The sequence below is a fragment of the Citrobacter sp. Cb080 genome, assembly GCF_030334745.1.
In the GTDB taxonomy this organism is placed as follows: Bacteria; Pseudomonadota; Gammaproteobacteria; order Enterobacterales; family Enterobacteriaceae; genus Citrobacter; species Citrobacter braakii.
Map to the genome: position 1 here is coordinate 23,860 of NZ_JAOWDG010000078.1, position 13,364 is coordinate 37,223.

12 protein-coding genes and 1 pseudogene are annotated in these 13,364 nt (G+C 53.9%); 4 read left to right on the top strand and 9 right to left on the bottom strand.

The genetic code is table 11. The features are described 5' to 3' along the window. Positions 1–25: 25 nt before the first annotated feature. Positions 26–2,287, bottom strand: a complete 2,262-nt coding sequence (gene metE, locus OGV38_RS17300) for a 5-methyltetrahydropteroyltriglutamate--homocysteine S-methyltransferase (RefSeq protein WP_202194976.1) — start codon at positions 2,285–2,287, stop codon at positions 26–28. Positions 2,288–2,521: 234 nt separating this feature from the next. Here metE and metR point away from each other — a divergent pair, with 234 nt between their 5' ends. Beyond that, a complete protein-coding gene (gene metR / locus OGV38_RS17305) occupies positions 2,522–3,475 on the top strand; it encodes an HTH-type transcriptional regulator MetR (RefSeq protein ID WP_003017908.1) in 954 nt (317 codons plus the stop codon). Here the strand turns inward: metR and OGV38_RS17310 are convergent. The 3 genes and pseudogenes from OGV38_RS17310 to pldB form a co-directional block, all read right to left on the bottom strand. Continuing rightward, positions 3,363–4,262: a carboxylate/amino acid/amine transporter gene (locus tag OGV38_RS17310; protein ID WP_019078426.1), complete on the bottom strand. Its 900-nt coding sequence runs from the start codon at positions 4,260–4,262 to the stop codon at positions 3,363–3,365. The two genes, metR and OGV38_RS17310, sit on opposite strands and share 113 nt — an antisense overlap. Before the next feature lie 80 nt (positions 4,263–4,342). After that, positions 4,343–5,143 carry a sugar/pyridoxal phosphate phosphatase YigL gene (yigL, locus tag OGV38_RS17315; RefSeq protein ID WP_008787091.1) on the bottom strand — a complete coding sequence of 267 codons (801 nt, stop codon included), beginning with the start codon at positions 5,141–5,143 and terminating at the stop codon, positions 4,343–4,345. Positions 5,144–5,158: 15 nt separating this feature from the next. Further along, positions 5,159–6,176, bottom strand: a pseudogene (pldB, locus tag OGV38_RS17320) (lysophospholipase L2). Positions 6,177–6,286: 110 nt separating this feature from the next. Here pldB and rhtB point away from each other — a divergent pair. Next, on the top strand, positions 6,287–6,907 hold the full coding sequence (rhtB, locus tag OGV38_RS17325) for a homoserine/homoserine lactone efflux protein (protein WP_286474188.1): 621 nt from the start codon (positions 6,287–6,289) through the stop codon (positions 6,905–6,907). 44 nt (positions 6,908–6,951) lie between these two features. On the opposite strand, the gene rhtC is transcribed toward rhtB, so the two are convergent. The 3 genes from rhtC to pldA all read right to left on the bottom strand — a co-directional run bounded on the left by rhtC (position 6,952) and on the right by pldA (position 10,424). Further along, the gene (gene rhtC / locus OGV38_RS17330; RefSeq protein ID WP_016155134.1) at positions 6,952–7,572 is read right to left on the bottom strand and encodes a threonine export protein RhtC; all 621 of its coding nucleotides are present in this window, start codon (positions 7,570–7,572) and stop codon (positions 6,952–6,954) included. A gap of 64 nt (positions 7,573–7,636) precedes the next feature. Beyond that, positions 7,637–9,466, bottom strand: a complete 1,830-nt coding sequence (gene recQ, locus OGV38_RS17335; protein WP_019078429.1) for an ATP-dependent DNA helicase RecQ — start codon at positions 9,464–9,466, stop codon at positions 7,637–7,639. Positions 9,467–9,554: 88 nt separating this feature from the next. Next, a complete protein-coding gene (pldA, locus tag OGV38_RS17340) occupies positions 9,555–10,424 on the bottom strand; it encodes a phospholipase A (RefSeq protein ID WP_016157849.1) in 870 nt (289 codons plus the stop codon). 165 nt (positions 10,425–10,589) lie between these two features. Between pldA and yigI the strand changes: the two genes are divergently transcribed. Next, positions 10,590–11,057, top strand: coding sequence for an acyl-CoA thioesterase YigI (gene yigI, locus OGV38_RS17345; RefSeq protein ID WP_003017917.1), 468 nt, complete (start codon positions 10,590–10,592; stop codon positions 11,055–11,057). Between the two features lie 51 nt (positions 11,058–11,108). Beyond that, a complete protein-coding gene (rarD, locus tag OGV38_RS17350) occupies positions 11,109–12,002 on the top strand; it encodes an EamA family transporter RarD (protein WP_286474191.1) in 894 nt (297 codons plus the stop codon). A gap of 41 nt (positions 12,003–12,043) precedes the next feature. On the opposite strand, the gene corA is transcribed toward rarD, so the two are convergent. Further along, complete coding sequence (gene corA, locus OGV38_RS17355; RefSeq protein ID WP_003017920.1) at positions 12,044–12,994, bottom strand: magnesium/cobalt transporter CorA; 951 nt, start codon at positions 12,992–12,994, stop codon at positions 12,044–12,046. 154 nt (positions 12,995–13,148) lie between these two features. Continuing rightward, positions 13,149–13,205 (bottom strand): YsgD/CorL family protein, encoded by a 57-nt coding sequence (ysgD, locus tag OGV38_RS17360; protein ID WP_212723238.1) that lies wholly within the window; start codon positions 13,203–13,205, stop codon positions 13,149–13,151. Positions 13,206–13,364: the final 159 nt, after the last annotated feature.

Below are 13,364 nucleotides of genomic sequence, written 5' to 3' on the forward strand. Positions count from 1 at the left end.
GCGCTTCCCGGCCACCGGCAAGGAATTACGCCTGACGCAGGTTCTGCGCAGCTTTGACCATGTTCGCCAGCGCGGCGCGGGTTTCCGGCCAACCGCGCGTTTTCAGGCCGCAGTCCGGGTTGACCCACAGACGCTCGGCCGGAATACGCTGCTCGGCTTTCTTCAGCAGGGCTTCAATCCACTCCACGCTCGGGACGTTCGGCGAGTGAATATCGTATACGCCCGGCCCGATTTCGTTCGGATAGTCGAACTCTTCAAACGATTCCAGCAACTCCATATCAGAGCGTGAAGTCTCAATGGTGATCACGTCCGCGTCCAGCGCCGCAATGGAGTCCATAATGTCGTTGAACTCGCAGTAACACATGTGGGTGTGGATCTGGGTTTCATCCTTCGCCACCGCCGCGTTAATGCGGAAGGCTTCCACGCCCCACTCCAGATACGCCGCCCAGTCGCTGCGGCGCAGTGGCAGACCTTCGCGCAGTGCCGGTTCGTCAATCTGGATGATGCCAATACCCGCCGCTTCCAGATCCGCTACCTCATCACGCAGCGCCAGCGCAATCTGCTTAGCGATGGTTTCACGCGTCACGTCTTCACGCGGGAATGACCAGCAGAGAATGGTCACCGGACCGGTCAACATGCCTTTTACCGGTTTGTCGGTCAGCGACTGGGCATACTTCGCCCACTCCACGGTGATCGCTTCCGGGCGGCTGACATCGCCAATAACCACCGGTGGTTTCACGCAGCGAGAGCCGTAGCTCTGCACCCAACCATTCTGGGTAAAGACGAATCCGTCCAGGTGCTCGCCAAAATATTCCACCATGTCGTTACGTTCGGCTTCACCGTGCACCAGCACGTCGAGCCCCAGACGTTCCTGTTCAACAATCGCCTGTTTGATATGTTCCGCGATACCGGTGCGGTAGTTACCGGCATCCAGATTGCCCTTTTTGAAGTCCAGACGCAGGCCGCGAATTTCCGTGGTTTGCGGGAATGAACCGATAGTGGTAGTCGGCCATGCCGGCAGATTAAAGCGGGCACGCTGCGCTTCGGCGCGAACCGGGTAAGCGTTGGCACGTTGGCTGTCCTGGGCGGTGATCGCCGCCAGACGTTTTTCCACTGCGGCGTTGTGTACGCGGGTAGAGTGACGACGAGCCTGGATCGGTGCGCTCCACGCCACAATTGCCGCCGTATCACCGCTGTTCAACGCATCACGCAGCAGCGCCAGCTCGCCGCATTTTTGTAGGGCGAAGGCAAACCAGCTCTTCACTTCTGCATCAAGGCGGGTTTCCACGCTGAGATCGATTGGGCTGTGCAGCAAGGAGCAGGAAGAAGCTACCCACAGGTCACGTTTACCGACGATATCTTTAATTTGCGCGTATTTTTCGCTGAGATCGGCACGCCAGACGTTGCGACCGTTCACCAGCCCCGCTGACAGCAACCAGTCGGCAGGCAGACGCTTGTGCAGCTCGGCCACATCATCTTTACCGTGCACGAAGTCAACGTGCAGCCCCTGCACCGGCAGCGCGGTAATGGTATCCAGGTTTGGCGTTACGCCTTCGAAGTAGGTGGTCAGCAGCAGCTTTACCTGACCCGTCAGCGCGTCATACGCCGGTTTGAAGGCGTTCAGCCAAACCTGAGGCAGCTCCAGCACCAGAGCCGGTTCATCAATCTGCACCCACTCAATACCGCGTTTCGCCAGCTCAGCCAGCACCTGCTGGTAAACCGGCAGAATATCGTTCAACAGGCTCAGGCGGTCAAACTGTTCGCCCTTCACTTTCCCCAGCCACAGGTAAGTTACCGGTCCCAGCAGCACAGGTTTCACCTTGTGACCGAGCGCCAACGCTTCATCCACTTCATCTAACAGTTGGGTCCAGGTCAGTTTGAACTGCTGACCTTTGGTAAACTCTGGCACCATGTAGTGATAGTTGGTGTTAAACCATTTGGTCATTTCTGCCGCCGCCGCGGGCTCCCCGGTTGGTGCGCGGCCACGGCCAATGCGGAATAAGGTATCGATATCGACCGAGCCGTCTTTATTTTGATGACGAGCCGGAACGTTGCCGAGCAGCAGGCTGGTGGTCAGCACGTGATCGTACCAGGCAAAATCGCCCACCGGCAGCAGGTCAACGCCCGCCTGCTTCTGCTGATCCCAGTGACGGGCACGCAGCTCGCGGCCAACGGTTAGCAAATCTTCACAGGAAGAATTTCCCGCCCAGTAGCTTTCTTGCGCTTTTTTCAGCTCGCGACGCAGGCCAACGCGAGGGAAACCGAGGGTGTGATTAAGTATTGTCATTTTTCTTCCTCTAATTATATGTAAATCCTATTGATTTTTAATTTAGGGAGGGTGGCAAGTTTATTCATCCCAGGAGCTTACTGAAGTAAGTGACCGGGGTGGAAAAACACAGCCAACGCACCATAAATTTAAAAGACGAAGGATTTTAGCCATCCAGATGTTTACACATCCATAATTGACAGTTACTGTATATTCCTCAAGCGCAATTTGTTCATGCCGAAGTGAAGGACTTTCATGATCGAGATTAAACACCTGAAAACGCTCCAGGCGTTGCGGAATAGTGGTTCGCTGGCGGCCGCAGCGGCGACGTTGCATCAGACCCAATCCGCCCTCTCTCACCAGTTCAGCGATCTGGAACAGCGCCTTGGCTTTCGACTTTTTATCCGTAAAAGCCAGCCTCTGCGCTTTACGCCGCAAGGCGAAATTTTGCTGCAGTTAGCAAATCAGGTGTTGCCGCAAATTGGTCGTGCGCTGCAGGCCTGCAACGAACCGCAGCAAACCCGGCTGCGGATCGCTATTGAATGCCATAGCTGTATTCAATGGCTGACGCCCGCGCTGGAGAATTTTCGTGCCAACTGGCCGCAGGTGGAGATGGACTTTAAATCCGGCGTGACGTTCGATCCGCAACCAGCGCTACAACAGGATGAGCTGGATCTGGTGCTGACATCCGACATTCTGCCGCGTAGCGGACTGCACTACTCGCCGATGTTCGATTTTGAAGTCCGCCTGGTACTGGCGCCGGACCATCCGCTGGCCAGCAAGACGCAGATCACGCCGGAGGATTTAGCCAGTGAGACGCTGCTTATTTACCCGGTGCAACGGAGTCGACTGGATGTCTGGCGGCATTTCTTGCAGCCTGCGGGCGTTAGTCCGTCGCTGAAGAGCGTGGATAACACCCTGCTGCTGATTCAGATGGTTGCAGCCAGAATGGGTATTGCAGCTTTACCGCACTGGGTGGTGGAGAGTTTTGAACGCCAGGGCCTGGTGGTGACCAAAACCCTGGGTGATGGATTGTGGAGTCGGCTGTACGCCGCCGTGCGCGATGGCGAGCAGCGACAGCCAGTCACGGAAGCGTTTATTCGCTCAGCGCGGAATCACGCCTGCGATCACCTGCCGTTTGTACGGAGTGCGGAACGACCCACTTTCGATGTACCCACAGTGAAGCCACTATCACAGCCGCACCAATGATGAAGCTTGGCCAGTGAGGCTGTTGATGCCAGATAGCCAGGTTAACCAGCAGCCCGGCCGGCACATGCATATTGTTCATGATGCCCAGCGTCCCCGCATCCACCTGGGTCGCGCCGTAGTTCCACATAAAGTAACCAATGCCGGACGCTGCCACGCCAAGAAAGACCAGAATTCCCCACTGTAGCGTGGTTGCAGGCATTTTCTGCGCATTCCCCAGCATGAACCAGGCCACGACCGCCACCATAAAGGCCCCCATGTAAAACCAGGCAAAGGCGTTGTGCTGCGGCATTGGCCGCGTTTCCATCAGACGCTTGTAGCCCACCATGCCAATAGCAAAGCTGATATTGGACAACTGCACCAGCAGCAGGCCGGTCCAGAAGTGGCTGGTCACCTGATCGTAACGAATGATCCCCGCACCAATCACCGCCAGCAACGCACTGAAGGCGTAGCTCCAGCGCAGACAACGTCCGCTCATCAGGTCATAAATCAGCGTAATGTAGAGCGGCGTCAGCACGGTAAAGAGCAGCAGTTCTGAAACCGTCAGGTACAGATAGGCGTGAAAACTCAGCATATACATAATGCCAAGCTGCATGGCGCCCACCAGCATATACAGCGCGATGGTTTTTACGCTATGTCCACGGGTACGTAAAAACGGCAGGAACACCAGCGCCGCCAGCCCAACGCGCACCAGCACCGCAAAATAGCTATCGACATGACCGGCAAGGTACTCGCCAAACAGGCTAAAGGAAAAGGCCCACAGAATTGTGGTAATGATGAGTAACGCCACAATGGATGTCTCTTAACAAAAGGTACGCCCATTGTAGCGAAGTTTTAAGTTGACATCTGGTCAACTAACGAACAAAAACATTACTGCAAAAACAGCTCACGCAGATAATGCGGCACGGCATCGTCGGCATTGAGACCAATGACTTCCAGTTCCGGATGCAGATCCTTCAGGCGCTGGTGAGCATTGCCCATAATGCAGCCTTTACCCGCCATGGAGAGCATTTCCGCATCGTTCATCCCGTCGCCAAAAGCGATGCAATCTTTCAGGCTGTAGCCCATCGCTTTCGCTACCGCTTCAAGCGCATGACCTTTCGATACGCCGCCAGCCATGACTTCCAGGCAGGTAAGCGTAGAGAAACTGACGTTGACGCGGTCGCCCCAGCGGGCGTTAATCGCCTGCTCCAGCGGCAGCAGCCTTTCGTGAGAATCGGTGGTGAAAAACACCTTACTCACGCCTTCCGGCTCCAGTAGCGCAGGTTCAAACAGTGAATAGTTAAACACTGCTTCTTTGAAGAAGCGCATTTCGTCCGGGCGATGGCGGTTCATAAACCACTCATCATCACGATAAACGTTGGTCACGATGTCCGGGTTTGCATTCACTACGCCAAACAGGTCGCTGGCAATGTCGCGATCCAGGTTATGGGAAAACACCAGATTCCCGTCAGAATCATGCACACGCGCGCCGTTGGACGTGATCATGTAGGTTTTAATGCCGAGGTTATCGCGAATTTGCCCCACATCAACATGATGACGGCCAGTCGCAAACACAAAGTTAACGCCACGAGCGGTCAATAACTTCAGCGTCTCTTTGGCATAAGGGGACAGAGTATGGTCGGGAGAAAGCAGCGTACCGTCTAAATCAGACGCAACAACCTGATACATAAGAAAATTAAACCTCTAGGCAAAGCGGGTTCCGCTGGATGAGTTATGCTTGTCGAAAAATTCGACAATAGCGTTAAGCGCGACTGAGCGCATTGCGTCCTTTTCAAAAAGGATCTCATGGTACGCGCCTTTGATGACCAGCGGCTGCCCCCCCTTCTACGGGATGGCCCGCTGCGGCGCGGAGTTCACAAAAACGATCGTGCATGCGGTTATCTACCACACGCTCTTCTTCGGCCTGAATCAGCAGCGTCGGCGTCGCGTCGTCTCCTGCTCCAGCCAGAACCTGTTCGCCTGCCAGAATACCTTCACGTACCCAGTGGTAGGTGGGGCCGCCAACGCGCAGCCGCGGCTCATCCGCATAGAAGCGTAGATTGCGCCGATAGCGCTGTCGACTATGGGTTAACGCATTCATACCGAATGGCAGCGCCCGCCAGCGCCCGGTCCCCATCGCATAACCTTCGCGGATCCGCGGATGCCCTTCAGCCCAGTCCAGAATGTGGCGTACCATCCAGTCGGGAAAGCGCATCACAATACCAAACATCGGCGCGCAAAGCGCGATGGCATCACACTGATTCGGGTGGCGCTGCAAGAATAACGTGGCTATCGCTCCGCCCATTGAATGCGCCAGTATATAGCGCTTTCTCCACGGACCGGGTAGCACTTCCTGCTGCCAGAAGGCGGTTAAATCGTCGACATAGTCATTAAAGTTATCGACATGACCGCGATGCGGGTCCGAAAGCATACGCCCGGAACGCCCCTGGCCACGGTGATCGATAATGAGGACGTCAAAACCAGAATGAAACAGGTCATACGCCAGTTCAGCGTATTTCACGTAGCTTTCAATGCGTCCAGGACAGACGACGATGACGCGATCGTTTTTTTCTGCGTGAAAACGCACAAAATGGACGGGGATATCATCCACGCCCGTAAATTCCGCTTCTTCCCGCTGACGCCAGAAATCTGTCAGTGGCCCCATGGAAAAAGCAGCAAACGCGTTTTCTCTTGTTTCCCAGTCTTTTTGCTGCTGAAACATCGGGTATCCAGCCTCGCTGACCAAGTAAAATCGTTTTTTTCGCCGTCGCTGACACAACCTAACGGCAGTAGCGTATTGTGGCATAAAAATAGACAATCCGGGAGTTTCTCATGACCTTTGAATGGTGGTTCGCCTACCTGTTGACCTCTATTATTTTGAGCTTGTCTCCAGGCTCTGGCGCAATCAACACCATGACCACCACCATCAGTCACGGTTATCGCGGCGCCAGCGCGTCGATTGCTGGTTTGCAGACAGGACTTGGCATTCATATCGTTCTGGTTGGCGTAGGACTGGGAACGCTATTTTCACGTTCGGTTATCGCATTTGAGGTGCTGAAGTGGGCGGGGGCGGCCTATCTGATTTGGCTGGGTATTCAGCAATGGCGGGCGGCGGGTGCTATCGATCTGAACACCATGGCGAATACGCAATCGCGCAGCCGCCTGTTTAAACGCGCTGTCTTTGTTAATCTGACCAACCCCAAGAGCATTGTTTTCCTTGCCGCCCTGTTCCCGCAGTTTATCCTGCCACAGGAACCGCAGTTAATGCAGTATGTGGTGCTTGGCGTCACGACCATCGTGGTCGATATCATTGTGATGATCGGTTACGCGACGCTGGCCACGCGCATTGCTGGCTGGATTAAAGGGCCAAAGCAAATGAAAGCGTTAAACAAAGTGTTTGGCTCGCTGTTTATGCTGATAGGCGCCTTGTTAGCCTCGGCACGGCATGCCTGATGAAGGTGCCGGAGGCGCTTGCGCTTATCCGGCCCGGAAGAAACTTAACGCGAAATAATCAGGTGGATACCGAAGCCCGCAAACAGCGCACCGGCAAAACCATCAATCCACTTCGCCAGACGCTGATAGCCACGACGCATTTTCGGCAGTGCAAACAGGCTGGCGACTACGGTAAACCACGCCAACGTTTCCACGATGATCAGGGCAAAGATCCCCCAGCGTGCGCCCGTTCCCACGTTATCGCCAACGAACAATGAGAACACGGAGCCAAAATAGATAATGGCTTTAGGGTTCGCCAGGTTGGTCAGCAGCCCCTTCAAAAAGCTGCGTCCGCTCTGCGCCAGCTCAACTTGCGGAGTGGGAGTCGCAACATCCTGTTTTTTAAACGCGCCGCGTAGCATCTGATAACCCATCCAGCACAGATACAGCCCCCCGCCCACCATAATAATGGTGTGCAGCCAGGCCATTTTTTCGATAATCAGATGTAGGCCGAGCAGCGCTACGCCAGCCCAGACCATGACGCCACAGGTAATACCCAGCACGCCCATCATGGCTTCTTTGCGCGAACGGCTAACCGCTGTTTGAGAAACAAAGAAAAAGTCGGGACCAGGGCTCATCAGCGCAACGATATGCACCAACGCAACGGTGAAAAATAGCGTTAACATAAAAATGACTCGCGGGGGAAATAGTTCAGTGAGTCACCATCCTGGCACTTTTTTGCCTGGCTGACTACTCTTCGTCGTCACCATCAACGTGCGCGCGAATAAGCGCCATAAACTCTTTGCCAAAACGCTCAAGTTTACGCATCCCCACGCCATTAACGCTCAGCATTTCGCTCGGTGAAACTGGCATCTGCTCAGCCATTTCAATCAGCGTGGCATCGTTGAACACTACATACGGCGGGATATTCTCTTCATCAGCAATGGCTTTACGCAGCTTCCGCAATTTGGCGAACAGTTTGCGATCGTAGTTGCCACCGAAGGATTTCTGCATCGCTCGCGGTTTCAGCGCCACAATACGCGGTACCGCAAGCTGTAGCGCAACATCACCACGCAGTACCGGACGCGCGGCTTCGGTTAGCTGTAACGCGGAGTGATGAGCAATATTCTGCGTCACCAGCCCAAGATGAATAAGCTGGCGGATAACGCTTACCCAATGTTCGTGGCTTTGCTCACGACCAATGCCATAGACAGGCAGCTTGTCATGGGCCAGCTCGCGAATTCGCTGGTTATTCGCTCCGCGCAGAACCTCCACGACATAACCCATACCAAAGCGTTGATTAACACGGTAGATAGTCGACAGCGCTTTGCGCGCATCCATGAGTCCGTCGTACTGTTTTGGCGGGTCGAGACAGATGTCGCAGTTACCACACGGCTCCTGACGCCCCTCGCCAAAATAGTTCAACAGCACCAGACGACGACAGGTTTGCGCCTCGGCAAACGCCCCCATCGCATTGAGCTTATGCCGTTCGATATCCAGCAGTTGTCCGGCGGGTTTCTCTTCGAGGCAACGGCGCAGCCATGCCATATCAGCCGGATCGTAAAACAGCATTGCTTCCGCAGGCAGGCCGTCACGCCCGGCGCGGCCGGTTTCCTGGTAATAGGACTCGATGTTGCGCGGAATATCGAAATGCACCACGAAGCGTACGTTGGGTTTGTTGATTCCCATGCCAAACGCCACGGTCGCTACGACGATTTGCAGGTCATCACGCTGGAATTTCTCCTGCACTTCTGCACGTACAGCGTTTTCCAGCCCGGCATGATAAGCCCCGGCGCTAATGCCTCGGCTTTGCAGACGCGCGGCGGTGTCTTCTACTTTAGCGCGACTGTTACAGTAGATAATACCGGACTTACCGCGCTGCTCTTGCACGTAGCGCATCAGTTGATCGAGCGGCTTAAACTTCTCCATCAACATGTAGCGAATATTCGGGCGATCAAAGCTGCTGATCTGAATTAACGGGTCGTTGAGCCCCAGCAGACGCACAATATCCAGCCGGGTTGTCTCGTCCGCGGTCGCGGTCAGCGCGACAAACGGCAGAGTTGGGAAACGCTGACGCAACTGCCCCAGCGCGGCGTATTCCGGGCGGAAATCATGCCCCCACTGCGAAATACAGTGCGCTTCATCAACCGCCAGCAGCACCGGGTTCCAGTGCGCCAGATTTTCAAGGAAGTTATCCAGCATCAGGCGTTCGGGCGCAATGTACAGTAAGCGAATCTGCCCGCTACGACAGCCTGCCATCACCTCAAGCTGCTGCTCACGACTTTGGGTGGAGTTCAGACACGCGGCCGCCACGCCGTTGGCAAGCAGTTGATCGACCTGATCTTTCATCAGAGAAATCAGCGGAGAAACAACAACGGTGAGGCCGTTAAGCAATAATGCGGGAATTTGATAGCACAGGGATTTTCCGCCACCGGTCGGCATAACGACCAGGCAGTCGCGACCAGCGATCACGGTATCAATGATTTCTTCCTGACCAGGGCGAAACTGTTGGTAGCCAAAGGTTTCCTGCAAAACCTGTTTAGCGCCCATTTCCAGATTCAACACTTCCGCCTGCGCCACATTAACCCCATTAGCCTGAAATAAAAACAGGCGCTATTTTCAGCGCCTGAGAGAGAAACTGCAATGATTAAAATACTCTCAATACCTGTCAGAAGATATCGTTAAGCATTACACCCACGCCAACACGGGTCTGATTGAAGTTGTAGTCAATCAGTGATTCGCCGTAGCCGCTGTAGACCTGGGTATAAAGACGCACATGCTTGGTAATGGGATAACTGGCCCCCAGCTCTGCGCCGCCGTAGCCGGTATTCCAGTTGTACTGACCTTTCACACTGATCACCGCGTCACCCAGGTGATAACCCATTTTCAACTGATAGTAGCCCATATATTTGGTGATATCAGGGTTATCGTCAGTGCTGCCGATAACGTACCACGGCTTAACTTCCACCAGCCAGTTACCGTTTTCAGCCATCAGCCGGGTGTAAAGGCGGTTCCAGCTACGTGAGGTGGGGTCGGATCGACCATTGGAGTCATGGTTATAGCCCATTTCGACATCGCGGAGCGTCCAACCGGCAAAGCGATAGTCGGTGGCGAAACCGAGGAACAATTGCGGTTCATAGTTGGTTTCGCGAAACGGTGCAGACTCTTCACTGTTCGAAAGCTGCCACCAGGATTTCTGGGTATAGGAACCGCCGAGTACCGAGTTCGGGCCTAATATTCCGCGCCAGAGCGGAAACGCCAGGCTTAGCTGAAACTTAACCTCATCTTTGCGCGCATTTTCGGACCAGCTATAGCTGCTGATTGCCTCTTTATTCATGTCGCTGGTATTGGTGTAGATGAGATAGTTGGTCTCATAAGGATAAAGCGTGAAAGGGTTGTCATGCTCCTGCAGCATGTTGGCGATGATACTGCCGCGAACCGCCGGTGCATCATGAATCTCTTTCACTGTCGCTTCCTGCGCATACGCGGTCAACGGCAGCATGACTGCTGGTAGTAACCATCCCAGAATCGCCCGCATCGGTAATGTTCTCCTGAACCTAAATATTGATGAATTGTATAATTATCTGGCAAGTATTCTACATACTTAGCGAGTTCCTCGTTAGTTATCCCGTCCTAAAGTAGAAAACAACAAATAATAAGCATAATATCAACATTTCATTAACCATTGAGATGTAGGGATCGTATGTCTGCCGTACTTACTGCTGAGGAAGCGCTGAAGTTAGTGGGTGAAATGTTTGTCTATCATATGCCGTTTAACCGGGCGCTGGGTCTGGAGCTTGAACGCTATGAGAAAGAATTTGCTCAATTAGCCTTTAATAATCAACCGATGATGGTCGGCAACTGGGCGCAAAGCATTCTGCATGGCGGCGTGATCGCGTCGGCGCTGGACGTTGCCGCCGGGCTGGTGTGCGTTGGCAGTACGCTGACCCGCCATGAGACGATCAGCGAGGACGAACTGCGTCAGCGAATGTCACGCATGGGAACAATCGATTTGCGCGTTGATTACCTGCGCCCAGGGAGAGGAAATCGCTTTACCGCCACCAGTAGCCTGCTGCGGGCGGGAAATAAAGTCGCCGTTGCGCGCGTGGAACTGCATAACGAAGAACAGCTTTATATTGCCAGTGCAACCGCCACTTATATGGTGGGGTAAGTGCTCAAAAAAAGGTAAACTGCTGTTACATTTCTGAAATGAGTTTTCCCGATGGATGCTAAACAAACGCGGCAGGGCGTGTTACTCGCTCTTGCTGCTTATTTTATTTGGGGTATCGCTCCTGCCTACTTCAAGCTGATTTACTATGTCCCGGCGGATGAGATCCTGACGCACCGCGTCATCTGGTCATTTTTCTTTATGGTGGTACTGATGAGCATCAGCCGCCAGTGGTCGGGCATCAAAACGCTGCTACAAACGCCAAAGAAGATCTTCCTGCTGGCGCTCTCTGCAGTGCTCATCGGTGGAAACTGGCTGCTGTTCATTTGGGCGGTCAATAATCATCATATGCTGGAAGCCAGCCTGGGCTATTTTATTAACCCTCTGGTGAATATTGTGCTGGGAATGCTTTTCCTCGGCGAGCGCTTTCGTCGCATGCAGTGGCTGGCGGTACTGTTAGCCGCCTGCGGCGTACTGGTACAGCTGTGGACCTTCGGATCGCTGCCAATCATCGCGTTGGGCCTGGCGTTCAGCTTTGCTTTCTATGGTCTGGTACGCAAGAAGATTGCCGTCGAAGCACAAACCGGCATGCTGATCGAAACCCTGTGGCTTTTACCTGTTGCGGCTATCTATCTGTTTGGCATCGCGGACAGCCCAACCAGCCATATGGGGCAAAACCCCATGTCGCTCAATCTGCTGCTAATTTCTGCAGGTGTCGTGACCACCATTCCGCTGCTGTGCTTTACCGGCGCGGCGACCCGCCTGCGTCTGTCCACGCTGGGTTTCTTCCAGTATATCGGACCCACGCTAATGTTCCTGCTGGCCGTCACTTTCTACGGTGAAGTTCCGGGAGCGGATAAAATGGTCACGTTTGCGTTTATCTGGGTGGCGCTGGCAGTTTTCGTGATGGATGCGATTTATACGCAACGACGGGTACGTCGGAGCTGAAGAAGTGCCGGATAAGGCGTAACCGCCATCCGGCACAGCCATTACAGCCAGTTCTTGCGCTTAAAGTACAGATACGGTGCCAGACCCGCGAGCATCATAAAGACAATCGCCCCTGGGTAACCGAAGCTCCAGTGCAGTTCCGGCATGAACTCAAAGTTCATCCCGTAGCTGGAAGCCACCAGCGTCGGCGGCAGGAACACCACAGAGACCACCGAGAAGATCTTGATGATGCGGTTCTGCTCGATATTGATAAAGCCCATCGCCGCCTGCATCAGGAAGTTAACTTTCTGGAACAGTGATTCGTTGTGCGGCAGCAGGGATTCGATATCGCGCAGAATCTCGCGCGCCTGTTCCAGCTGACTCCCCGGCAAACGCGCTTTACGCACCAGGAAGTTCAGTGCGCGCTGGGTATCCATCAGACACAGGCGGACCTTCCAGCCGATATCTTCCAGTTCCGCCAGCGTCGAAAGCGCTTCGTCATATTCATCACCCTGACGCCCTTCCATGATCACACGGCTGAGTTTTTCCAGGTCGCTGTAGATGTTTTCGATCTCATCCGCCAACTGTTCAATTTTAGTTTCGAACAGGTCGAGCAGCAGCTCGTAGGCGTTGCCATCCACCATCGCCTGATTACGCGCACGCATGCGGTACAGGCGGAATGCCGGCAGCTCGCGCTCGCGCAGAGTAAACAGGCGACCTTCGCGAATGGTAAATGCGACGGTTGAGTTACCCGCGTGATCGTCGGCATCTTCATAGAAGAAGAAGGAGTGAATGTGCAGACCGTCTTCGTCTTCAAAAAATCGCGCAGATGCTTCGATGTCTTCCAGTTCAGGGCGCGTAGCCAGATTCTGGCCCAAGTCCTTTTGCACACGGTTTCGTTCTTCGTCATCCGGCTCGACTAAATCGACCCAAACCGAACTGGCCAGGTGCTCGATTTCGTCTGCCTCAAGGCGAGTTAAACGATTGTTTTCCAGTTGAAATGCGCTCAGCATGACCGGGACTCCCAATGCAAAAAATTATCGGACAGTTCGGAGGGCACACAGAAACAAATTGGGTTTCAGACCATTAAACAGCCTGACTCAGCGCGACGGGAAAAAACAGAAGGTCGCTGACAACCGCGAAGGCTATCAGCAAAAAGGGATAGCCTTAGGAGTTGATCCTGGATGACAGGATAATGAGCCAGTATCTACTGGGTGTGTCCAAGGCGAATGTCCTCTTAGCGTAATCGTGCGCGCATGTTACGCCAGCAAAATTTTGACGTCAACACGCAACAGATGGCGAAAAAGTAATAATTTCCCCTTATACAAAAAGGTTAGCAGAGGGGAATTATTTATCTATGATTTCAGAATATTAACCGACAGA